At 35.9% G+C, this 22,084-nt stretch carries 24 protein-coding genes; 12 read left to right on the plus strand and 12 right to left on the minus strand.

All coding sequences use genetic code 11. The features are described 5' to 3' along the window. Positions 1–34 precede the first annotated feature (34 nt). The 8 genes from ACTTKV_RS02715 to ACTTKV_RS02750 form a co-directional block, all read right to left on the minus strand. Entirely contained in the window at positions 35–415 is a 381-nt protein-coding gene (locus tag ACTTKV_RS02715; RefSeq protein ID WP_442549121.1) for an NADAR family protein, read from the minus strand. Between the two features lie 40 nt (positions 416–455). Beyond that, the gene (folP, locus tag ACTTKV_RS02720; RefSeq protein ID WP_442549122.1) at positions 456–1,595 is read right to left on the minus strand and encodes a dihydropteroate synthase; all 1,140 of its coding nucleotides are present in this window, start codon (positions 1,593–1,595) and stop codon (positions 456–458) included. Next, complete coding sequence (locus tag ACTTKV_RS02725; protein ID WP_442549123.1) at positions 1,592–2,212, minus strand: DNA polymerase III subunit delta'; 621 nt, start codon at positions 2,210–2,212, stop codon at positions 1,592–1,594. The genes folP and ACTTKV_RS02725 overlap by 4 nt, the downstream gene beginning before the upstream one ends. Beyond that, the gene (locus ACTTKV_RS02730; protein WP_103603962.1) at positions 2,213–2,755 is read right to left on the minus strand and encodes a HobA family DNA replication regulator; all 543 of its coding nucleotides are present in this window, start codon (positions 2,753–2,755) and stop codon (positions 2,213–2,215) included. Beyond that, entirely contained in the window at positions 2,755–3,957 is a 1,203-nt protein-coding gene (locus ACTTKV_RS02735; protein ID WP_442549124.1) for an aspartate kinase, read from the minus strand. Before ACTTKV_RS02735 ends, ACTTKV_RS02730 begins: the two co-directional genes overlap by 1 nt. Next, a complete protein-coding gene (locus tag ACTTKV_RS02740) occupies positions 3,957–4,421 on the minus strand; it encodes an RNA pyrophosphohydrolase (protein WP_442549125.1) in 465 nt (154 codons plus the stop codon). Before ACTTKV_RS02740 ends, ACTTKV_RS02735 begins: the two co-directional genes overlap by 1 nt. 64 nt (positions 4,422–4,485) lie before the next feature. Continuing rightward, positions 4,486–5,583 carry a PepSY-associated TM helix domain-containing protein gene (locus tag ACTTKV_RS02745; protein ID WP_442549126.1) on the minus strand — a complete coding sequence of 366 codons (1,098 nt, stop codon included), beginning with the start codon at positions 5,581–5,583 and terminating at the stop codon, positions 4,486–4,488. A gap of 1 nt (position 5,584) precedes the next feature. Next, positions 5,585–7,543: a TonB-dependent receptor domain-containing protein gene (locus ACTTKV_RS02750; protein ID WP_442549127.1), complete on the minus strand. Its 1,959-nt coding sequence runs from the start codon at positions 7,541–7,543 to the stop codon at positions 5,585–5,587. A gap of 106 nt (positions 7,544–7,649) precedes the next feature. Between ACTTKV_RS02750 and ACTTKV_RS02755 the strand changes: the two genes are divergently transcribed. The 6 genes from ACTTKV_RS02755 to ACTTKV_RS02780 all read left to right on the plus strand — a co-directional run bounded on the left by ACTTKV_RS02755 (position 7,650) and on the right by ACTTKV_RS02780 (position 12,682). Beyond that, positions 7,650–8,534 carry a helix-turn-helix domain-containing protein gene (locus ACTTKV_RS02755; RefSeq protein WP_442549128.1) on the plus strand — a complete coding sequence of 295 codons (885 nt, stop codon included), beginning with the start codon at positions 7,650–7,652 and terminating at the stop codon, positions 8,532–8,534. Between the two features lie 53 nt (positions 8,535–8,587). Further along, positions 8,588–9,634, plus strand: a complete 1,047-nt coding sequence (gene hemW / locus ACTTKV_RS02760; protein WP_442549129.1) for a radical SAM family heme chaperone HemW — start codon at positions 8,588–8,590, stop codon at positions 9,632–9,634. A 67-nt stretch (positions 9,635–9,701) separates the two neighbouring features. Next, positions 9,702–10,100 (plus strand): Sec-independent protein translocase protein TatB, encoded by a 399-nt coding sequence (tatB, locus tag ACTTKV_RS02765; protein ID WP_442549130.1) that lies wholly within the window; start codon positions 9,702–9,704, stop codon positions 10,098–10,100. Next, positions 10,100–10,870: a twin-arginine translocase subunit TatC gene (gene tatC / locus ACTTKV_RS02770; protein WP_442549131.1), complete on the plus strand. Its 771-nt coding sequence runs from the start codon at positions 10,100–10,102 to the stop codon at positions 10,868–10,870. The genes tatB and tatC overlap by 1 nt, the downstream gene beginning before the upstream one ends. After that, complete coding sequence (queA, locus tag ACTTKV_RS02775; RefSeq protein WP_442549145.1) at positions 10,863–11,885, plus strand: tRNA preQ1(34) S-adenosylmethionine ribosyltransferase-isomerase QueA; 1,023 nt, start codon at positions 10,863–10,865, stop codon at positions 11,883–11,885. The genes tatC and queA overlap by 8 nt, the downstream gene beginning before the upstream one ends. Next, positions 11,882–12,682, plus strand: a complete 801-nt coding sequence (locus ACTTKV_RS02780; protein WP_442549132.1) for a hypothetical protein — start codon at positions 11,882–11,884, stop codon at positions 12,680–12,682. Before queA ends, ACTTKV_RS02780 begins: the two co-directional genes overlap by 4 nt. A gap of 28 nt (positions 12,683–12,710) precedes the next feature. On the opposite strand, the gene ruvX is transcribed toward ACTTKV_RS02780, so the two are convergent. From ruvX to ilvC, 4 genes are read right to left on the minus strand one after another with little or no spacing between them, the layout of a single operon-like run. Further along, positions 12,711–13,094 (minus strand): Holliday junction resolvase RuvX, encoded by a 384-nt coding sequence (ruvX, locus tag ACTTKV_RS02785; protein WP_442549133.1) that lies wholly within the window; start codon positions 13,092–13,094, stop codon positions 12,711–12,713. Then, positions 13,091–13,858 (minus strand): DNA-processing protein DprA, encoded by a 768-nt coding sequence (locus tag ACTTKV_RS02790; RefSeq protein WP_442549134.1) that lies wholly within the window; start codon positions 13,856–13,858, stop codon positions 13,091–13,093. Before ACTTKV_RS02790 ends, ruvX begins: the two co-directional genes overlap by 4 nt. Then, positions 13,855–15,237 carry a divergent polysaccharide deacetylase family protein gene (locus ACTTKV_RS02795; RefSeq protein ID WP_442549135.1) on the minus strand — a complete coding sequence of 461 codons (1,383 nt, stop codon included), beginning with the start codon at positions 15,235–15,237 and terminating at the stop codon, positions 13,855–13,857. The genes ACTTKV_RS02790 and ACTTKV_RS02795 overlap by 4 nt, the downstream gene beginning before the upstream one ends. A gap of 3 nt (positions 15,238–15,240) precedes the next feature. Continuing rightward, the gene (ilvC, locus tag ACTTKV_RS02800) at positions 15,241–16,263 is read right to left on the minus strand and encodes a ketol-acid reductoisomerase (RefSeq protein WP_442549136.1); all 1,023 of its coding nucleotides are present in this window, start codon (positions 16,261–16,263) and stop codon (positions 15,241–15,243) included. A gap of 143 nt (positions 16,264–16,406) precedes the next feature. Between ilvC and ACTTKV_RS02805 the strand changes: the two genes are divergently transcribed. The 6 genes from ACTTKV_RS02805 to rpsR all read left to right on the plus strand — a co-directional run bounded on the left by ACTTKV_RS02805 (position 16,407) and on the right by rpsR (position 21,474). Then, positions 16,407–17,225, plus strand: a complete 819-nt coding sequence (locus ACTTKV_RS02805) for an HDOD domain-containing protein (protein WP_442549137.1) — start codon at positions 16,407–16,409, stop codon at positions 17,223–17,225. Next, complete coding sequence (locus ACTTKV_RS02810; RefSeq protein ID WP_442549138.1) at positions 17,222–19,141, plus strand: RNB domain-containing ribonuclease; 1,920 nt, start codon at positions 17,222–17,224, stop codon at positions 19,139–19,141. The genes ACTTKV_RS02805 and ACTTKV_RS02810 overlap by 4 nt, the downstream gene beginning before the upstream one ends. Next, a complete protein-coding gene (gene holA / locus ACTTKV_RS02815; RefSeq protein WP_442549139.1) occupies positions 19,134–20,132 on the plus strand; it encodes a DNA polymerase III subunit delta in 999 nt (332 codons plus the stop codon). The genes ACTTKV_RS02810 and holA overlap by 8 nt, the downstream gene beginning before the upstream one ends. A gap of 77 nt (positions 20,133–20,209) precedes the next feature. After that, positions 20,210–20,629, plus strand: a complete 420-nt coding sequence (gene rpsF / locus ACTTKV_RS02820; protein ID WP_442549140.1) for a 30S ribosomal protein S6 — start codon at positions 20,210–20,212, stop codon at positions 20,627–20,629. A 13-nt stretch (positions 20,630–20,642) separates the two neighbouring features. Further along, a complete protein-coding gene (locus tag ACTTKV_RS02825) occupies positions 20,643–21,197 on the plus strand; it encodes a single-stranded DNA-binding protein (protein ID WP_442549141.1) in 555 nt (184 codons plus the stop codon). A gap of 16 nt (positions 21,198–21,213) precedes the next feature. Next, positions 21,214–21,474, plus strand: coding sequence for a 30S ribosomal protein S18 (gene rpsR, locus ACTTKV_RS02830; protein WP_107770115.1), 261 nt, complete (start codon positions 21,214–21,216; stop codon positions 21,472–21,474). The last annotated feature ends 610 nt before the right edge of the window (positions 21,475–22,084 follow it).

Genomic DNA, 22,084 nt, shown 5'->3' on the forward strand with positions numbered 1-22,084 from the left:
CCAAATTTACACCGCATTTTATCTTAAACATACTTTATAAATGATCCAAATTTAGCTCATTTTTATCGCACAAATGGACGTTTTTATATACATTGGCTATCTCGTCCCTAGCCCTCATTAGCGCAAATCCAAGTAAATTTTGCCCGCGCCACTTCATAGGATTGTGCGCATTTTGATCCTCAATGCTCATACCTATGCCCCAAATTTTATCAACAGGGCTCGCCTCAACCAAAATTTTATCCTTTGTCGAGAGTAAAAACTCTCGCAGCTTGGCATTTTGGCTAAATTTTAGATAGCTCGCATTTAGCACGACGCCAAATTTTATCTCGTCCCATATCTTGACATCAAAGCCTCTCACATGCCTGCCAAGCGCCTTCATCTGTGCCGGATCTTTAGCAACCAAAATTTGCTCCAAATTTCTATATCACCACGCGCTCGGCTTTTAGCTATAAACTCTACCAAAGCGTGACTTGCTTCATCGCCTCGTGCATATCAAAAAGCTGCTTGTGCTCGGCCACATCGTGCGTCCTAATGATCTGCGCGCCGTTTTCGAAGGCCTTTAAGTGTAGGTAAAGCGAGCCTGGTAAGCGGTCTTTAACCTCGCTTGGACTGTAATGATTTATAACTGATTTGCGGCTGGCACCAACTAATAGCGGGTAGTCAAATTTTAAAAAATGCTCCAAATGTTTAATAAGCAGCAAATTTTGCTCAGCTGTCTTGCCAAAGCCAATACCCACATCAAGCACAAGCTTTTTAGCGCCAAGCTCCCTTGCAATGGCTATCTTTTGCTCAAAAAAGTCCGCTATTTCACCGATTAGATCATTATATTTTGGTGCGATCTGCATAGTAGCTGGATCGCCTTGCATGTGCATCATACAAAACTCAGCGTCATATCGCGCCGCAAGCGTGGCAAGTGAGGCGTTTGCCGTGATGTCATTTATCATTTTAAAGCCGTGATTTAGAGCAAATTCAAGACAATAAGGATCAAAGCTATCAAGGCTAAATTTCGCCTTTTCATGTAAATTTAGCTTGTAAATTTCCTCCACGATATCTTTTATGCGCCTAAATTCCTCTTCGCGACCGCAGTACTCGCTCCCTGGCCTTGAGCTAACGCCACCAAGATCGATATAGTCTGCACCTGTTTCTATCATGTATTCTATTTTTGAGATACCATTTTGAGTATTTATGCGGCTTTGTTCGTTAAAGCTATCTGTGTTTATATTTGCAACGCCCATTATAAGAGGCTTTGTTGGCTTTATAAATTTTGTCTCTAAAAAGACTGCTAAATTTTTAAGTCCAAAGTCCTGCAACTTCTCTTTTTTAGCTAGCTGCCTAAGCTGTGCATCTGTAGCCATTAGCAAGGCTTTGTTTAGACTTTCGCGCCCTAAAATCGTATCTTTGTGTGTCACAAGCTCTGCCCCAACACTTAATGCATCTTGCTTTAATATATTTGCCGCTGGAGTTTTTATCTCGTCTATAAATATAAAATTTATCTCACTCTTTTCTTGCATGAACTTCGCGCCAGCCGGACTTGGCGAGACGGACTTGCAAATTTCATCAAAATCGCTTTTGTTATTTATCTTGTAAAATTTCAACGTCGTCCTTTTTGAAATATAGTAAGCAGTAACGGCGTTAGCACGGCGTGAGACTTGGCGTTTAGATCGGCAAGCTTGATGAGTGAGAAAAAATAATCCATCTCCTCACCGCTAAATTTATAGCCACTATCAACCGCCTTTGTCACGATAGTGCCGACAAGCTCTTTTAGCTCGTTTTTGCCAAATTTCTGAGCTTGCTCCTCTACTATCTTTTGATCGACAAAACTTGTTAGCTCTTTTAGGCTAAGCGATTTTAAATTTAAATCAAGAGTTATCTTTGGCTTTTTGGTTAGATTATTTTCTATAAGCATTCTTGATCTAATCGTTGGTAAGAGTAAATTTTTGCTCTGCGTTACTATTATAAATTTTATATTTCTCGGAGGCTCTTCGATGATCTTTAAAAGTGCATTTTGAGCCTCTGTCCTAAAAGAATTAGCATGTATTACTAAAATTTTTTCATCTTTTTCAGCAATGTATGCTTCTGCGATGACCTCCTTTGCATTTTCTAGCAAAAAATCATCACTTATATAAAATCTTAAATTATTAATACCAAACTCATCTTCAAGTTTGGCTTTTAAATTTTCAAAATCGCTTGTAACTACGATTTTATTAAGCATTTAGAGTATCACCTTTGCAAAGAGTGCCGCATCAATGCTTTTATCAAAAATTTTGCAAAGACTTATTAATTTAACATCTAAATTTTCATCGCTTGAGCTAAGCGTAAAGCTATTTTGTGCTTGCTCGTCAAATAGCCACATATAGCTATCCTCGTCGCTTTTGGCTAAATTTGCATATTTATCAAGACTCTTTCCAATATAAAAAAACAAATATCCGTTTGGAAAGGCAAGACTTAGCATATCTTTTAGTAGCTGCTTTTGCTCATTGGTCTCTATCTCATCAAGCGATGGATAAAGCGATCTTAGGCTAAAAAATGGCAAAAATGGCCTGATGCTTTTTGAATGGTTCATCTTTTTTAAAAGATAAGTTTCAAACCATCTTCTCTCTTCATCGCTTATAGTTATAAAAGCCCTTCCCTCAAGCAAAAATTTAAGCCTAGATGCGAGCAAAGGCGTCCATTCAACACGCCTTTCCTCCATCCAGCTCATCAAAGGACCTTCGTCTCTAATAGCCTTTAACGTCCACTGTATAAAGTCTTGCATTACTGATCTAACTTATACGCATCGTGAAGTACGCGAACTGCTAGCTCGCCATATTTTTGATCAACGATCATTGAAATTTTTATCTCGCTTGTTGAGATCATTTGGATATTTATACCCTCTTTTGCAAGCGTTTCAAATGCTAGACACGCTACGCCGCTATGGCTCTTCATGCCTACGCCTATAACTGAAACTTTCACGATCGCGTCATCAAATTCTATATGTTTTGCAGCTGAGAGCTTTTGCATAGTCTCTTTTGCCACCTCAAGCTCATTTTGTGGTACCGTAAAGCCTAAATTTGTAGTGCCGTCATGTCCTACATTTTGGATTATCATATCTACGTTTATATTTTCATGCGCAAGAGCTGTAAAAATTTCTGCTGCAATGCCAGGCTTATCAACTACGCCTCTTAGTGTTACTCTTGCTTGGTTTTTATCTAGTGCTATTCCGCTTACTAAAACTGCTTCCATATTGTCATCTTCCTTTGCTATTAATGTACCTTCGTTGTGATTAAAACTACTTCTTGTGACTAATTTTACTTCTAGTTTTTTTGCCAGCTCGACTGAGCGATTTTGTAGTACTTTTGCTCCGGCAGAGGCGAGTTCAAGCATCTCATCGTAGCTTATTTGCTCTAGTTTTTTTGCCTTTTTTTCTATCCTTGGATCAGTTGTATAAACTCCATCAACATCGGTAAAAATTTCGCACAGGTCAGCTTTTAGTGCTCCTGCTAAAGCAACCGCACTAAGGTCGCTTCCGCCTCTACCAAGTGTCGTAATATCGCCTTTTTCATCTATGCCCTGAAAGCCGGCTACTACCACGATCTTGCCAGCTTTTAGCTCAGCTTTTAGCCTTTGTGTATCTATCTTTTCTATTCTGGCTTTTGTATGTACATCATCGGTAATAATGCCCGCCATCGCACCTGTCATACCCACACAAGCACAGCCTTTTGCATTAATCGCAATCGTCAAAAGCGCGGTGGTTACTTGCTCTCCAGAGCTTAAAAGCATATCAGTGGCGATGCCGTCTGGGTGTTTTGAAAAATATTCACTATATTCAACCAATTGATTTGTAACTCCGCTCATCGCAGAAACTACCACAACTACATCCGCACCGTTATTTTTAGTCTCGATGACTCTATTTGCCACAGCTTCGATGCGTTCAAGTGTTCCTACGCTAGTTCCGCCAAATTTTTGAACGATTAACATCAAAAATATCCTTTCTCTTTAAAATAACTCAAAACCTTTTCATAAATAGGTTTTTTAAAGTGATTTATATTCTCTAAACTTCTACCAAAATCTACAAATTTATACTCGCTAAACTCGGGATGCTCTGTCTTTAAATTTACACTGGCACCATTTTTAAGTCTAACTAAAAAATACTTTTGCGTCTGCCCATCAAATGGGTAAAATTTCTTTGCCGCATTTGCTGGAAAGTCGTAGCTTAGCCACTCTGGATACTCTTCTAAAATATCAATTTTATCAGTTCCAATCTCTTCTTTAAGCTCCCTTTTTAATGCCTGCTTTGGGCTCTCGCCTTCGTCTATTCCGCCTTGAGGAAACTGCCAGATATCGTCCATATCCACTCTTTTTGCGACTAAAATTTCACATTTAAATGGATACAAGCTAGACAAAACAACAGCTGCCACGTTTGGTCTATATTTTTTTTGCATGTTTTTTCCAAGAAATTTATTTGAGATAATAACTAAAAAGAGTTAAGAGATAGATAAATAAAAACTACTTTTTACGCCGTTTGTAGTAAATCACACAACCGCTAAAAAGTAGCATGCCCACTCCGCAAGAAGCTATAAAAAAGATAAATTTTCCAGCCTCTTTGAATATATATCCAGCGTGCAGATCAAGCATAAATTTATAAATTTCAAAAGATTTTGGCATGGTATTTTTTAAAATTTCTCCACTTGCCGTATCGACTATAAGCCTAACGCCATCACTCTCACTAGCACCTTTTGGCAAGTAAAAGATCATAAATTTTACGCCATCTTTATTGAGAATAAAATTTAAAGCATCAAACTCATTTCCAAATTTTAAAGTAAAAATTTCATAAGCTTTTTGAAGATTTTCTACCTTTTGCTCATCATTTAGGCTAAAACCATTTTTGCTAGTAAAATTTGGCTTTTTAAATACCTTTTGCTCGCCATAAATTTGATTTATGGCCTTAGCAAAGCTCTCATAAGAAAAGTATAGACCGCTAACACAGATAATAAACAAAATGGCTCCTAAATAAAGCCCTAAAAATCCATGTAGCGAATATAAAAATGCAAATTTCTTCGCCTTTAGATTTAGCTTAAAGGCGCTAATAAATTTACTTCTAAATCTCCAAAAATGTATCAGCACCCCGGTTATTAAAATCACAAGAAGCGCAAGCGTCGAAATCGCAACTAGCTCACTTGCAAATTTAGATAAATTTTCATTTTTAAATAGAGCTAGTCCTAGATTTTTATGTAAATTTAAAGCTAGCCCTATAAATTTTTCTACACTATTTTCAGAGACTATCTCGCCCGTATAAGGATCTACAAAGAATGACTTAAACTCGCCACTCTCGCTTGTGCCACTTACTACATAAGCTCTATTTGCCTCGCCTTTTATCTTTATATAACTAAGGTTAAAATTTGGCATGGTCTTGCTAAAGACCTTTAAAATTTCATCTATTTTTAAAGCACTTTTATTAGTCGTTATGTCTATTTCATCTTTGCTAAAAGCCTCAATTATCTCATCGTGATACGAAATAATCGCTCCACTAATTGAGATTATCAAAAGCGGCAAAGCAAAGATAAGAGCTAAAATTAAGTGAAATTTACGCCAAATTTTAAACATTTTAAAACTTTAGATTAAAGCCAAGTTCGATCTTTTGTCCATCGGCTATCAAAATATCATATCTGCCCGATCTTGTCGTAAAATACTCGTTAAAGAGATTATAAACGCTTAAGTTTAGGCTGAAATTTTTAGTTACATTGTAGTTTATGCCAAGATCTGCGATCACATAAGCTCTCATGTCATCATCATAACTAAGCGATTCTTTGGTTCTACCATAATAATTTATCTGTGACCAGAAATTTAGCCATCTATTTAGCTCGTAGTTCGCTCCAAATTTAAATGTATGAAGCGGATAGTTGTTTAAGCTTTTGCCAACTTCTGATCCATCTTTTTGTTTTGATTTTGTATAGACGTAGCTTTGATTTAGTCTAAGAGCATTTGTTACCTGCCATTCATTTGTTAACTCAACTCCATAAATTTCAGCTTTGCCGATATTTACACTTTCCCAAATTCCGCGACGGTAAATTTTACCTTTGTGCTTGCAAGGATTGCCAGGTCTTGGGGTGCAGATACGCTGTGTACCCAACATGTCCTTAAAGCTTGTGTAAAAGCCAGTTAAAGACGTTTCAAAACCTTCATTATTATTATAAACGCCACCAAATTCATAACTTACGCTTGTCTCTGGCTTAAGGCTACTTCTACCAAGCTGTGCTCCAAGTCCCCCAGCAAATGGCAATGCAAGATCTTGTGTTCGCTGCTTGATATCAGGTGTCGCATAACCTGTGCTAACTCCGCCTTTAAGGGCAAAAAAGTCGTTTAAGCTATAGATGCCATAAATTCTTGGTGAAACGTGCGATCCATAGTTCTCATCGTAGTTATAGCGAATACCAGTACTTAAGATAAAGTCTTTTGTAAGGTGATAATCATCTTCGCCGTAAAGTGAAACATCATACCTTTTTACATTTGCCGCATCTGCTGTGGTAGCCTTTTCGTCAAGCTTTTCTTTTTTAGCGTTTAGTCCTAATGTAAAGGCATTATTATCAGTAAAATATGAGCCTTTTGTATCAAAATTTAGAGTCTTTAACGTCAAATTTTGTTGAGCTGTCTCTTTTATCTTGCCATAAGATAAATAGCTTTGAAGCAAGATATTATCAAGCCTTGCTTCGTGGCTTAAATTTATCATATCACCCTTTATTCGCTCAAGATCTACTGAGCTATTATTTGTGCCAGAGGCTAAAGTTTTGCCTTTAGTTCTTTTAAATTTCAGATCGCTTCTTGCAAGCTCAAGTGTAAGATCATTATTCTCATTTGGCTTAAAAAATAGTTTTGTACCAAAATTTCTATCCTTTTGCTCTCTGTTTGCATAAGAAATTTTATCTTCTGATTTATTTAAATTTTTACCGTAAACAGAAACACTTAAAACATCGTCAATTAGCCCAGAGTGCAAATAAAGGCTATTGTAAAGCTCGCCACTTATATTTTTATTTCTTGCAAATTTATAGCTTGAGCCAAGATTTGCACCAAATTCATTACTAAACTCATCTGTAATGATATTTATAACTCCACCTAACGCGTCACTTCCATAAAGCGAGCTCATAGGTCCACGTATCACTTCGATACGGTTTATCGCACTTGCTGGCGGAATGAAACTATATGAGCCTCCAACGCTTCTAAGCCCTTTATAGGCGTTATCGCCTGGTACTGGCATGCCATTTACTAAAATTTTTGTATGTCTTTGAGAAAGACCTCGAATAGAAATTCCTCGTCTATTTGCTGCCCCAAGAGTTGCTCCAAAAAGACTTGGAATATCCTTGGTCATGCTCTCGATATCTTTGTGATTTTTCTTTTCTAATGCCTCTTTGGTTATAACGCTAAGCGTTGCTGGTGCGTCTTTGATATTTTGCTCAAATCCTGTTGCACTCACTACTTTAACTTCTGGTAGAACTTTATCTTCATTTGCAAAAAGCGGTAAATTTATAAAAATTGCCGCACAAATAGAAATTTTTAATGCACTTTTCACAAAAACTCCTTATAAAAATTTAATGCGCATTTTACTAAAATTAAATAATCGTTATCAATATCATACGTAACGCTAAAGGGATTAAATTTAACGCTTGAGGGATAAAATGATAAATTTAGACAAAAAATATGGAACGAGAAAGATATCTCAAAAGGAAAAACAAATAAGCGTAGAGTTTTTCAAGCAAAGCAGCGGTATTAGCTATCTAAAAAGTGAAATTTTATGTAATGGCAGGATAAAAAGAGATCGTCAAAAGTCTAAAAAATACCTATTTGTAATGTTTAATGAGGCTAAAAACGATCTTTGCTTTAAACTTGATAGAAAAGAGTATATTTTAAACAAAGATGAATTTTGCATTGGGCTTGTTAATGACGATTTTAAAGGTATCTTTGAGTATCAAAATAAATTTTATAAGACAAAAACACTACTTTTTGACGAAAGTTACGCAAATAAGCTTGAGATATTTGCCGGGCTTAAATTCGATGATAAATTTGAGCTTTTGAAATACAAAAAAGATTTAGCTCAAATTTGCGTTTTAAATGAACTCGAGACGACAAATTTATATGAAGGCGCGCTGAGGGAAATTTTTACCGAGTCAAAAATTTTAGAGCTTATTTATAAAAGTAAAATACAAAAAGAGAGCGAATTTTCACTTAGCAGAGATGAAGAAAAGACTCTTTTAAAAGCTAAAATGATCTTGTTAAGTCGTATGCAAAATCCTCCAAGCATCAAAGAGCTAGCCCATCTTTGTGGCACAAATGACTTTTGGCTAAAGAAAAATTTTAAGCTATTTTTCAAAGATACGATCTACCAGCTCTTAGCAAAAGAGCGTCTAAAGCTCGCTTTTACTCTTTTAGAGCAAAATGATATCAGTATAAAAGAAGCCGCAAATATCGTAGGCTACACAAATGCAGCACATTTTGCAAAAATTTTTAAGATAAATTTTGGCTTTTTACCAAACAAACTCTTAAAGACCAAAAGCTACTTTTAAACTACTATAAATGCCAAATTTCTTATAATCCTCAAAATTTAAAAGAGAGAAATTTGCAAGTTTATATCCATGTGCCATTTTGCGAAAGCAAGTGTCCTTATTGTGCTTTTGGCTCAAGCGATGATGAATTTAATAAAGTTAGTGCTTATTTTAAAGCGCTAGTTCTTGATCTAAATTTTCAGCTAAAAAGCCAAAATGTAAGAGAAATTTCAAGCGTATTTTTTGGTGGAGGTACACCAAGTGCTGTAAATGCTAAATTTTATGATGAAATTTTTAGCATTTTAGTGCCTCTTTGCACACCAACAACCGAGATCACTCTCGAGGCAAATCCAAACTCAGCAATCTTTGCTTGGCTAAAGCATGTAAAAAATTTAGGTGCAAATCGCATAAGCTTTGGTGCCCAAAGTTTTTTTGAAGATAAGCTTAAATTTCTTGGGCGCATTCACAGTAGGGAGCAAATTTTTAAAGCTGTAGAAAATGCTGGAAAAGCCGGCTTTAACAACATAAATTTAGACCTTATCTACGACACCAAATTTGATACTAAAAAACGCCTTTTAGCTGAAGTGGCAAATTTAAAAGATCTTAATATCACCCACCTTAGCGCATACTCGCTCACACTTGAGGAAAACACCCCATTTGCTGGCAAAAAAAGCTATAAAAAGGATAGTGATAGCCTGGCTAAATTTATGATAGAACAAATTGGGCTTGCTGGCTTTAACCAGTATGAAATTTCAAATTTTGGTCAAATTTGCAAGCACAATCTTGGCTACTGGCAAGGCAAAAACTACCTTGGTGTAGGGGCTTTTAGCGTGGGTTTTGTGGATGGCACTAGATACTACGCCAAAAATAACATAGACACCTACATCGCCAAACCAACATATAGAGAAAAGGAAATTTTAAACGAGAGTGAGCTAGCAAGAGAGCATATATTTTTGGGGCTTAGAAGCATAGTCGGAGTAGATGCTACTCGCTTAAATAAATCACAGCTAAGCAGAGCAAATTTGCTTGTGGAAAACAAAAAACTTGATCTTAAAAACGGTAAATTTTATAATCCAAATTTCTTATTAAGTGACGAAATTGCACTCTTTATCGAAGGGTGAATTTATAAAATTTTGAGCAAAGTCAAGATAAAATACAAAGCTTAAATAAAATTTAATAGAGGCAAAAATGTTTGGAATGAGTTTTTCTGAAGTCTTAGTCATCGCCGTCATTGCTGTACTAATTTTAGGACCGGACAAGCTACCAAGTGCAATGGTCCAGATCGCGAAATTTCTAAAGACGTTTAAAAAAGGTATAAATGATGCAAAATCAACCTTTGATCAAGAGATGAAGATAGCTGAGCTTAAAGAAGATGCTCAAAAATACAAAGAAAGCATAACCAAAAGCACACAAAACGTGCGTAAAAAACTTACATTTGAAGAGCTTGACGAGATCAAAAAAAGCGCTACCGACATTACAAATGACATACAAAATGTCGTAAACGACACCAAAAAAACGGTAGAAAATATAAAAAATCCAACAAATTTAGTTAAAGATACAATCTTAAACGATAAAAAAGAGGCGTAATGTTTGAAGAGTTAAGACCCCATTTAATCGAGCTTAGAAAAAGACTTTTTGTAAGTATAGTGAGTGTTTTTATCTGCTTTGGCATCTGCTTTACTTTTTGGAACCCAATACTTGCATGGATGAGCGAACCACTAAAACAAGTACTTCCTGCTGGCTCAAACATTATCTTTACTCAAATCCAAGAGCCATTTTTCACTGCGATGAAGGTTGCATTTTTTGCTGGTCTTATCGTCGCTTTACCTATAATATTTTGGCAATTTTGGCTATTTGTCGCACCTGGACTTTATGATAATGAAAAAAAATATGTGATTCCATTTGTTGTTTCAGCTTCATTTATGTTTGCGTGTGGAGCGGCATTTTGCTACTATGTGGTCATCCCGCTTGGCTTTACATTTTTGGTAAATTTTGGTGGCCAGCTATTTACGGCACTACCAAGCATTGGCGAGTACGTGGGCTTTTTTACAAAGTTGCTGATCGGCTTTGGAATTTCATTTGAGCTTCCAGTCATTACATTTTTCCTAGCAAAGATCGGTCTAGTCGACGACAAGATGTTAAAAGAGTACTTTAGATATGCAGTGGTCGTCATCTTTATCTTTGCAGCCATAGTAACACCTCCTGATGTGATAAGTCAAATTTTAATGGCAGTACCACTCATCGGACTCTATGGAATTTCAATAGTTGTTGCCAAAAGAGCCGGCAAAAGCGATGATGATGAAGAAGAAAAAGAAAATAACAAAGAGCAAAATGACACCAGTGACGATGATGAGTGACATAAACGATATTTCAAGTTACGACTATTTTTTGCCTGAAGAGCTCATCGCAAAAGAGCCTGTTTTACCAAAAGAAGAGGCAAGGTTGCTTGTTTATTTCAAAAAAACAAAAGAGATAAAACATTATAAATTTAAAGATCTAGCTAATCTCATTCCAGATGATGCAGCTGTTATTTTTAATAATACAAAAGTTATCAAAGCCCGCATTTTAGGACAAAAGGAGAGTGGCGGGGCCTGCGAAGTGATGCTAAATCAGCCAGTTGCTGAGAATAAATTTAGCGTCTATATAAGAGGCAGAGTCAGTGTCGGTAGCGTTTTAAATTTTGCCGACAATATAAAAGTCAATGTCCTTGAGCTAAATGATGATGGCTCAAGGGTAGTAAATTTCACCAAAAATGGCGTTATTTTAAATACGGCGCGTCTTTTTAGCGAGTTAGAAAAGATCGGTCACGTTCCACTTCCTCCGTATATAAAAAGAGCCGATACAAAGGATGATGAGAGCTGGTACCAGAGCATATTTGCCAAAAACATCGGCGCGGTAGCTGCCCCTACTGCAAGCTTACACTTTAGCGAACAGATGCTAGAGCAAATAAGTGCAAAACACAAGGTTGCCTATATCACGCTTCACGTAGGCGCTGGGACCTTTAAAGGTGTTGAGTGTCAAAATATAAATGATCATAAAATGCACTCCGAGTTTTACGAGCTAAGCGAGCAAGCACGCGATATCATAAACTCAGATAGACCTATCCTTGGCGTTGGTACGACGGTTACTCGCTGCGTTGAAGAATTTGCAAGAAGCAAGCAAGCAAATGGCTTTTGCAAATTATTTTTAAATTTAAACAATAAGCCTATCAGGCAAAACTATCTTCTTACAAATTTTCACCTGCCAAAATCAACTCTCATTATGCTAGTCACAAGCTTCATAGGGCTTGAAGAGACGATGAGAATTTATAAAACGGCGGTTGAGCAAAGATATAGATTTTACTCATACGGCGATGGGATGCTTGTGATATGAAAGATAAACCTATCGATATCATAAATAGAATAGAAATTTTCCTTAGTGCTTTGTATCAAGATGCACAGGATACTAAAAACTATATAAACTTTAGCTACGATCCAAGCTACCCAAGATTTTTGCAATTTGATGCTGCAAATCTCATAAAAGCGCTTGAATATATTTGCAAATTTTTCCTTTATTCTACTAAACACTCAGATATTTCTATTATTTTTCTTCTTAAAAACTATAGCCCAAAATCTGTGCATTTTGAAATCAAAATAAAATCAAACCATTGTGTAATCAAGCCAAGCCAGTACTATGTGAGCAAAATAAATGAATATCTTAAAAAAGCAAACGCACACATGCTTAAACATAACGACGGGGAATTTATCATATCTTTTAGTGCTGCACTAACTAGCGACAGAGCCAAGCAAACACAGATCAATATCAAAAATCAAACAAATACAAATGTTTTAATAGCCTGCAATGATGATGCAGTGTTTGATGCGATTAGTGCTCAATTAAATTTCTTGGGTCTAAAAGTTGTCGGCAAAAATGATCTTAACAATCTAATGAGACATATCAAAGACTCTATTTTTACTCCATTTGCCATTTTTATCGATAGCGGAATTTTAAAAAATCAAACAAAGCTACAAGAGATACTTGAGTTTAAAAAACTTAAAAATTTTCGCATTATGGCTATTTGTCAAAATGATGAATTAGCCAATAATTTACCGGCAAATGTGGCAATATTAAAGCAGCCTTTTGGCACTGATAATTTTCAACTTGCCTTGAAAAAATCACTTGAGCAATAAAATCTCTTCGGTTTTAAATATAAAATTTTTAATTTATTCCAAGATATCTTTTTAAAATAATAGTAGCCGAAATGCTATCAAGTCTGCCATCTCGCCTTGTTTCGGTATAAATTTCACTAGCTTCACTGCTGCTAAAAGCCTCATCCTGATAGACAATCATAGCCTCTATCTCAAGGAGTGAAACAAAATGTTCGATGCGTCTTCTCATCTCATCTTCGCTACTGCCGCCAATCGGAACGCCAACCACTAGCGTATTTGGAGCATATTCATTTACTTTTTTACTTACATCTCTTGCGGCTTGATTTCTATTTTTCCTAAGAACCGGCTCAAGCGGAGTGACGACACCACCAAAACCAAAAGCAAGCCCTATTCGCTTTAGCCCAACATCGATAGCCATAAATTTCTCTCTCATAGTACGCTTTTTACTCTTAAATTTGAAATCTCAATAAGCCCATCAAGCTCATATTCATAGATAATGTCACCAAATTTTGCCAATGCATCATCAAGGCTTACACCATCTTTGCAAAATTTCACGATATCATCATCTATCTTTTGCTCTTTTACTTCGCCAAAAAGTGAGGCGAATTTATAATAATCATCTATCAGTTCAGCTTTTTTGTTTGCAAGTAAAAAATTTGTTCCGCTGCTCTCGCCCATGCGCTGAGGTAGCACATAGACAGGTATTTTAAGCTCATTTGCAAGCCTCGCACTTTGCATCGAACCACTCTTAAGATCAGCCTGAGCAACAACCAAGGCTTCACAAAGTCCAACAACTATACGGTTTCGCTCCAAAAATCTATAAGCAAGTGGAGGCTCGCCTTCGTCATATTCGCTAAGAGCTAATCCTTTGGCATAAATTTCACCTATGCTCGTTCTATTTTGACTTGGATAGATTATGTCAAGCCCGCTAGCAAAAACACCGATGGTTTTGGGCATAGCAGCTTTATGAGCTGCGATATCAACGCCGATAGCTCCACCGCTAACCACGCAAATATTTGCACTTTTTAATACATTGCAAAGTACCTCAATGCACTCTTTTGTATAAGTACTAGCCTTTCTTAAGCCAACAACTGCGACTTTTGGTAGCTCTAAAAGCGAAGTATCGCCGATAAAATTTAGCTCTTTTGGAGGATTTTTGAGCCTCTTTAGTGGTTCTGGAATAGATTCAAGTCTCATAAAATATCTTTTAAATAGACCACATCAACATCTTTTAAGATGTTGTTTTTGCTCTCTTTTATAACTGAGATCGTATTTTTCTTTGGATGTCCGATGGCGATCGCATAGCCTCTTTTTTTAGCTAAATTTACAGCAGCTACAAGCTCACGCCTGACTGCTGCTGCCGATGGATTATCGTCTAAAAATATATCTCTTGCGATATAAGGTTGATTGTGTTTTTTTGCAGCCCTTGCCACGGCAGTTTGAGATATGGTTTTACTATCAACAAAAATAAAATCTTGATCAATCAATGCCCTATAAGCCTTATCCATCGCATCAAAATCGCTGGTAAAACGAGATCCTGTATGGTTGTTTGTATATTTTGCGCGAGGAAAATCTTTGCGTATCTTTTTTATCTTAGTAAGTATGCTTTCATAGCTTTCATTTGTAGTCAAAGTACCTATCTCTGGGCTATCAAAGTGTTTTGCTTGCATTGGAAGATGTATCATGTAAAACTCAAACGTTCTAGCGATCGAAGGTGTATCCGGATGAGTTTTGGTGGCTGGAAAGATAGATGGCGTTATCTTTAGGCCAAGAGATTTTATCATGCCTGCATGCTCAAATGTCGCCACATCGTCTATTATGATGACAAGCTTCGCACGCTCTTTTGTACTACTGTTTGGCGTAAACGGCACCGCTACAAAGTCATCTTTTTTTGCACTATCCTTTTGTTGCTTTTCATTTATTTTTGATTTTTCTACTTTTTTAACTGGCTCGCTTTGGAATTTTTTAGCTGGTTCAGTTTTTAATTTCTCACTATTGTTTAAATTTTCTTTTATAGTTAAATTTCCTTCAGCGCTTTTATTTTGCTCTATTTTTAATCCCGTTTTTGTCTTGTAAAATGGTTCTATCTTTTGCTCATTTTCTATCACAGTAGGTTCTGTATTTTTTTGTAAATTTGCAAGTAAATTTTTAGTATCGTTTTGCTCTTTTTTTATCTCTTCGTTTTTAATTTCAGTTTTTACTTCAGCCGTCTTTTTTTGCTCTTTTGACTCTATTTTCGGCTTTAGGACAAGTTCACCTTTATGTTTAGGATCGGTAAAAATTTTACTTAAATTTTCATCTTCATCAAATTTTAAAGGGTATTTTCTCTTTTCGTATTCTTGTTTTTTCTCTTTGCTGACAACCTTTGGCTCAGTTTTTTTAGAAATTTGCTTTTCAGTCTTTGGCTCATTTGTTTTGCTTACTAGCTCTGTGCTATTATTTTTAATGCTAAGAGCTGCAACAAGCGCGATTATCAAAATAGCCGCTATGACACCTATACCGATGAAAGTTTTATTATGAGAGCGACCTGCTTTTTTCTTTACAGGTCGCTTCTTTGTAGTTTTTTTTTCGCTCAAAGTTTAGTTTTTGTTTTGATCTATGAGTTTGCCACTTGTGATCCAAGGCATCATTGAACGAAGTTTTTTGCCAGTTTGATTTAGCAAGCTTCTCTCGGCTATACCACGCTCAGCGTTCATTCTAACGTAACCCGCTTTTCTCTCAAGGATAAAGTCTTTTGCAAATTTACCATTTTGAATCTCTTTTAAAACTTCTTTCATGGCTTTTCTGCTCTCTTCACCAACTACTCTTACACCACTTACGTAATCACCGTATTCAGCTGTGTTTGAGATAGAGTAACGCATATCAGCCATACCGCCTTGATACATCAAATCAACGATTAATTTTAGTTCATGCAAGCACTCAAAATACGCCATCTCAGGCTCATATCCAGCTTCTACAAGCGTATCAAAGCCTGCATTTACTAGCGCGCACAAACCGCCGCAAAGTACAGCTTGTTCACCAAACAAATCTGTTTCAGTTTCATCTTTAAATGTAGTCTCGATGATGCCGGTTCTACCGCCACCTATGCCGCAAGCGTAGCTTAGTGCGATCTCTTTTGCTTTTCCACTTGCATTTTGCTCAACGGCGATAAGATCAGGTATACCACCGCCTCTTACAAATTCGCTTCTAACTGTGTGTCCTGGGGCTTTTGGAGCTATCATGATGACATCAATGTTTGCTGGAGCTTTTATTTGACCAAAATGCACATTAAATCCATGTCCAAATGCGATAGCAGCGTGATCTTTTAAATTTGGTTCAATCTCATTTTTATAAATTTCCGCTTGAAGTTCGTCTGGAGTTAATATCATGATCACATCGGCACCCTTTGTGGCTTCGCTAACAGTTTTTACCTCAAAGCCTTTTGCTTCAGCTTTTGCCCAGCTTTTTCCGCCTTTTGCAAGACCTATAACAACACTTACCCCATTATCTCTTAAATTTTCAGCATGTGCGTGACCCTGTGAGCCAAAGCCAATAATTGCTACTTTTTTACTTTGAATAAGACTCAAATCGCAGTCTTTATCGTAATAAACATTTATAGCCATTGTTACTCCTATTATTAAAATTTGGCAAAATTATAACTTTAGCCAGCAAAAATTCGGCTGAAACATGTAGAAACTAATTTTAAGTTTTATGATAATTTATTTTGCTAAAATACGCTGAAAATTCAATAAAAAGAGATAACTCAATGAATGAATCAGTTTTTAAAAAAATCAAAGCACTCCCACCACTAGATGATACAGTTATACAAATCCAACGCTTGCACGCGGATGAAAACAGCTCGATAAGCGATCTTACAAAAGTAGTTGAAAAGGATCCGATGCTAACAGCAAATATCCTACGTTCCGCAAACTCTCCACTTTATGGATTTTCTCAAGAGATCACAACCATCGCAAGAGCTATTTCTCTTTTTGGCATGGCTACTATTCGTGGTTTTGCGCTTTCAAGCACTATTAAAAAGAGTTTTTCTATAAATTTAGAGCCTTATGGCATTACAACGCAAGATTTTTTAAATATCTCGATCATTCAGAATGCATTGATGTACAACTGGCACTCTAAGATCAATCCTAAGAGTCTAGAAATTCTCTCTCCAGCTTCATTTATGCTTGAAATTGGAAAGATAGTCCTTGCTCATGAGCTAGTCGAAAGCAAACAAGATGCTGATTTTAGAGAAAAGATCAAAAATATTTCTAGTCCAACTGATCTCTCATTATTTGAAACAGAAATTTTAGATATGTCAAACGAAGAAGTTACAGCTAAAATTTTTGAACAATGGAATCTTGAAACAGAGCTTAGTAGCTCAATATTATATTCAACCAATCCAGAAGAAGCGCCAGATCATATAAAAGATTATGCAAAAGCCCTAAAAGTCATAAAAACAGCTGTAAATATCTTTAATCAACTTGATGATATAAGCATACAAAATACACTACCTCTTCTTGACGAATATGGCTTTAGACATGATACGTTCTTAATGGCTGTCGCTAAAGTCAAAGATAATTTGTGAAAGAATTTTTAACTTCACTACTTGTCGGCATCAAAGAAAAGGAGATATCAAACGAAGATAAAGAAGTCTTACGTAATCTCCTAAATATTGGTGCCGTAAGCTCACATAAAGATAAATTTTACCTAAACAATGGCTATGTCTGCGGCAAGCTAGACATCAGCCAAAACGCAACTGGCTTTATCATGCCATTTGACAAGCGCTTCAAGCAAGACATCATCGTTGAAAATAAAAATTTAAACAACTCTCACCTTGGCGACATTGTACTAGCAAAGCTTTTATCGCTTAAGAAAAAACGCCAAAGTGCTAAAATAGTGATGAGTCTAAAGCTTGCAAACGAGACAAGCGTGGTCTATACAAAACGCTTTGGAGCAGCTATTTTAGGTGTAAATTTAAAAACTGGGCTAAACACAACCCTAAAGGCGACACAAAAAAGCCTAAAGCTACTTCCTCTTGGGACGCTACTAAAGATAAATAACCTAAACAACGAGATAGTCGAGGTTTTGGGAAATTTAGAAGATCCTCTGAGTGATGAGAAAATTTCTCTTGCCATTTATAATAAAAATGATAAATTTAGCGAGGCTTGCGAGCTTGAGGCAAAGGCTTTTGGCGACGAAGTCGATGCTAGCATGTACCCAAACAGGGTTGATCTACGAAATTTAGAGTTTTGCACGATAGATCCAGTCGATGCCAAAGACTTTGATGATGCAATATATTTTGATGAGAAAAAGCGAGAAATTTACGTAGCAATCGCTGATGTAAGCGAGTATGTGACTGCTTATAGCGCCATTGATAGTGAAGCTAAAAAAAGAGGCTTTTCTATCTACTTTCCGCACATTTCAGTGCCGATGTTGCCGCGCGCGCTCAGTGAAAATATCTGCTCGCTAAAGCCAAATGTGCCTCGCCTTGCATTTTGTTTTAAAATTTCACTTGATGCAAACAACGAGGTAAAAAAAGAGGAGCTTTTTGAGGCCATTATCCTTTCAAAAAGGCGCTTTAACTACGATGAGATCGATGAAATTTTAGAAGGTAAAAAAGAGTGTGAAATTTCATGGGTCAAGCCACTTTTTAAGCTCACTACAAAGCTCCGCAAAAAAAGGCTTTTGCACGCGTTTGACTTTAGAACAAAAGAGCTTAGAATGAGCCTTGATGAAGAGGGTCAAATTTCTCAAACCAGGTTTGAAAGTGACTCAGACTCGCACAGATTAGTCGAGGACTGCATGCTTTTAGCAAACAAAGCCGCTGCAAAACTCATCACAAAAGGTGTTTTTAGAAACCATGCTTCGCCTGATTTTAAAAAGATAGATACCTTGCTTGAAGACCTGCAACTTCTGGGACTTGACTTTACTTATGAAAACGACCTTGCAAATTTGATAAGAAAAATTCAACTAAAAGCCGATGAACTTGGCAACCGCGAAGAGATAGATAAGCTCATTATCAAGTCACAAAAAAAAGCTGAATACTCGAGTGAAAATTTAGGCCACTTTGGGCTTGGATTTGACAGATATACACACTTTACAAGCCCTATTAGACGCTATTCTGACCTTACTTTACACAGACTTTTAAAGGCTAAAATTTTAAAAGATGAGAAGCTTTACAACTTCTTGCTTTTAAATATCCAAAGCACCTGCGCAAATTTAAGCGAGCTTGAAAGAGAAGCCGACAAGGTAGCCTACGACTTTATGGATAGGAAATTTGCACGCTGGGCAGCAGCAAACATTGGCAAAGAGGTGCGTTGCTACGTGAGCGAAAACCAAAATGTCTTGGTTGTCAAGCTTGATGATCATTTTGTTGGAGCTAGGATTTTTATAACAGGATACAGCGCAAATTTACTTCAAAAACTCATCGTAAAGATCACAGAGGCCGATATCGCAAGCGCTAAAATTTTTGCAAAAGTGGTAAGAAAGATCGATGTATAGAAAAGATTTGGAACTAAATTTAGCAAATGCAAATTTAAGCAACTACTTCTTGCTTTTTGGAGCGGACGAGTTTCAGATCGAGCTCTTTGGTAAGGAAATTTTGAGCTTTTATGCAAGCGAAGATGTAAATTTATTAAGCCTTTATTTTGACGAGTACAACTATGCGCAGGCAAGCTCCCATCTAAGCGAGCAGTCACTTTTTGGTGGTAAAAATATCCTTTATATAAAAAGCGACAAAAAGATCCCAGCAAAAGAGCTAAAAGAACTCATCTTGCTTTGCTCAAAAAGCCAAGATAATTACTTTTTATTTGAGCTTTATGAGGCCGATATGAAGCTAGTTTTTGATACACAAAAGGCTTTTGGGACAAATTTTGCGAGATTTTTTAAGCCCTCAACTCCAGATGAAGCGATAAATTTACTAGCCAAAAGCTCAACCAAAATAGGCCTAAACATAACTAAAAATGCACTTTATGAGCTTTATTTTACCCACAATGAAAATTTATACCTTGCAGCAAGCGAGCTAACAAAACTAAATAGCCTAAACACACACATCGAACAAGATGATGTAAAAAGGCTTGTTTTTGGACTTGGCGGGATAAATTTTGATGATTTTTTTAACAAATTTATGGCTCTAAAAGATATAAAAAACGACTTTTTTACTTATCTAGAAGATCCAAATTTTAATGAAATTTTACTTCTAAACTCACTATATAAAGCATTTTTTAGGCTATTTAAAATTTACTCTTATATAAAGATAAATGGTCGCTTAAATTTAGATGAGGCGATTGGTTATCAACCGCCTGTAAATGTTGCAAATTTATTAAAAACCAATAGTTTGAAACTAAATTTAAACGCCTATTTGGAAATATTTAAAACGCTAAATTTAGCCGAGCTAGAGCTAAAAACAAACACAAAAATGGATAAAGAAATTTTTGTATTATCAACTATTTTAAATTTGCAATATCTCATATCAACAGCAAATATTAAGTAACTTTAAGCTAAAATCCACCCTTGCTTAATGCAAAATCCTTGCTCACAAAGTGAGCTAAATATCCATAAGGAGAAAAAATGAAACATTACGAGCTTTTATTTATTCTTAAGCCGACACTAACGGAAGAGGAAGTTAAAGCTAAAGTTGACTTCGTAAAAGAAGTTATAACAAAAAACGGCGGCGAGATCGCTACTGTCGTTGAGATGGGTACTAGAAAACTAGCTTATGCCATCAAAAAATATGAGCGTGGAACATACTTTGTTATCTACTACAAAGCTCCACCAGCACTTCTTGCAGAGCTTACAAGAAACGTAAGAATCACTGAAGATATCATAAGATTTTTAAGCGTTAAATATGAAAATAAACGCGAAATCGCAGCTTGGGAAAGACTTTGCAAAGGTATCAAGCAAACCATCAAAAAAGAGACTCGCGAGCCAAGAGCACCACGTGAGCCAAGAGTTGAAAAAGTAGACGAGCAAACTTTTATAGAAGAATAATCAAGGATAAAAAATGTTCAATAAAGTAGTCTTGGTTGGAAATTTAACTAGAGATATAGAGCTTAGATATACTACTAGTGGGTCTGCTATAGGAAATTCTGGTATTGCTGTTACTAGAAAATTTAATACTAACGGTGAGAAACGTGAAGAAACGTGCTTTATTGACATATCATTCTTTGGAAAATCGGCTGAAATAGCAAATCAATATTTAAGCAAAGGCTCTAAACTTCTAGTTGAAGGAAGATTGAAATTTGATCAATGGACCGACAATAACGGACAAAACCGTTCAAAGCACTCAATTGTAGTTGAAAATATGGAGATGCTTGGCGGAAATAGCGGAGCTGGTGGACAAAACCAAGGTGGATTTAATCAAAATAGTTCGTACTCACAACAACGAAACTATGGCTCAAACAACAACTATGGCGATGGTGGATATCAAAACTCAGCATCACAAAGACAGCAAATGCAGCCACAAAACAAAAAATCACAAGAGTACTATGAAGAAAAAATCCCTGATATAAACGTCGACGCCGACAATTTTGATGGCGATAACGAAATACCGTTTTAATTTTAAAGGATAAAAAATGGCAGAAAAAAGAAAATATTCACGCAAATATTGTAAATTTACAGAAGCTAAAATTGATTTTATAGATTATAAGGATACTTCTCTTTTGAAGTATTGCTTATCAGAGAGATTTAAAATTATGCCAAGACGCTTAACTGGCACATCAAAAAGACATCAAGAGATGGTAGAAAAAGCAATTAAAAGAGCTCGTCATGCAGCAATCATACCTTACATAGTAGATCGCGATGATGTAGTTTCAAATCCTTTTGATGGACTATAATTATTTTACTTATTAAACCCCTAATAATGGGGGTTTAATTCCAATCTTAAATATCATAAATTATCTTTATTCTATCCTTTCCATACATAATTTTTATTGACTGTAGATTAAAATATTTTCCAAATACTATTGATAATTTTAAGCAAGAGCCAACTTCTGCTATTTAACTTATACAAAGCAACTAAAAACATCAACAAAGTATATATGCTATCTAAAGTGACGGTACGGTATTATCTATAGTATGCTAATATATGTAGTACTCAACGCATTATTTATCCGTTTTGTTTATGATTTATACTATTAACTACATCAATGATTATATTGTAACAACTAACCACATAAGCGGTAATATAGCTAAAAGTTAAAGTATTTGAATAAAAAATTTTATTCAAATTTTAGCATATTAAATATATACAAAATACATCTTTATATATCCGGCATTCATTCTTTTAGCGTACATATATGCTACAAAAACAGCTTTATTGCTGTTTTATCTTGAAAATTTACTGATACTCAACCAGCCAAACCATGTAGCCAATATTTGGTCAAAAAACAAATTTTAAACACCCTTTCCTTGACATGTAATAATGTTTTTTGTATAATCTCAATT

Source organism: Campylobacter sp., from assembly GCF_052169515.1.
In the GTDB taxonomy this organism is placed as follows: domain Bacteria; phylum Campylobacterota; class Campylobacteria; order Campylobacterales; family Campylobacteraceae; genus Campylobacter_A.

Coding starts and splice junctions, on each gene's coding strand:
- ACTTKV_RS02725 (WP_442549123.1), bottom strand. CDS start 2,212: ATGCTTAATAAAATCGTAGTTACAAGCGATTTTGAAAATTTAAAAGCC.
- ACTTKV_RS02730 (WP_103603962.1), bottom strand. CDS start 2,755: ATGCAAGACTTTATACAGTGGACGTTAAAGGCTATTAGAGACGAAGGT.
- ACTTKV_RS02735 (WP_442549124.1), bottom strand. CDS start 3,957: ATGTTAATCGTTCAAAAATTTGGCGGAACTAGCGTAGGAACACTTGAA.
- ACTTKV_RS02740 (WP_442549125.1), bottom strand. CDS start 4,421: ATGCAAAAAAAATATAGACCAAACGTGGCAGCTGTTGTTTTGTCTAGC.
- ACTTKV_RS02745 (WP_442549126.1), bottom strand. CDS start 5,583: ATGTTTAAAATTTGGCGTAAATTTCACTTAATTTTAGCTCTTATCTTT.
- ACTTKV_RS02755 (WP_442549128.1), top strand. CDS start 7,650: ATGATAAATTTAGACAAAAAATATGGAACGAGAAAGATATCTCAAAAG.
- tatB (WP_442549130.1), top strand. CDS start 9,702: ATGTTTGGAATGAGTTTTTCTGAAGTCTTAGTCATCGCCGTCATTGCT.
- tatC (WP_442549131.1), top strand. CDS start 10,100: ATGTTTGAAGAGTTAAGACCCCATTTAATCGAGCTTAGAAAAAGACTT.
- queA (WP_442549145.1), top strand. CDS start 10,863: ATGAGTGACATAAACGATATTTCAAGTTACGACTATTTTTTGCCTGAA.
- ACTTKV_RS02780 (WP_442549132.1), top strand. CDS start 11,882: ATGAAAGATAAACCTATCGATATCATAAATAGAATAGAAATTTTCCTT.
- ruvX (WP_442549133.1), bottom strand. CDS start 13,094: ATGAGAGAGAAATTTATGGCTATCGATGTTGGGCTAAAGCGAATAGGG.
- ACTTKV_RS02790 (WP_442549134.1), bottom strand. CDS start 13,858: ATGAGACTTGAATCTATTCCAGAACCACTAAAGAGGCTCAAAAATCCT.
- ilvC (WP_442549136.1), bottom strand. CDS start 16,263: ATGGCTATAAATGTTTATTACGATAAAGACTGCGATTTGAGTCTTATT.
- ACTTKV_RS02805 (WP_442549137.1), top strand. CDS start 16,407: ATGAATGAATCAGTTTTTAAAAAAATCAAAGCACTCCCACCACTAGAT.
- holA (WP_442549139.1), top strand. CDS start 19,134: ATGTATAGAAAAGATTTGGAACTAAATTTAGCAAATGCAAATTTAAGC.
- rpsF (WP_442549140.1), top strand. CDS start 20,210: ATGAAACATTACGAGCTTTTATTTATTCTTAAGCCGACACTAACGGAA.
- ACTTKV_RS02825 (WP_442549141.1), top strand. CDS start 20,643: ATGTTCAATAAAGTAGTCTTGGTTGGAAATTTAACTAGAGATATAGAG.
- rpsR (WP_107770115.1), top strand. CDS start 21,214: ATGGCAGAAAAAAGAAAATATTCACGCAAATATTGTAAATTTACAGAA.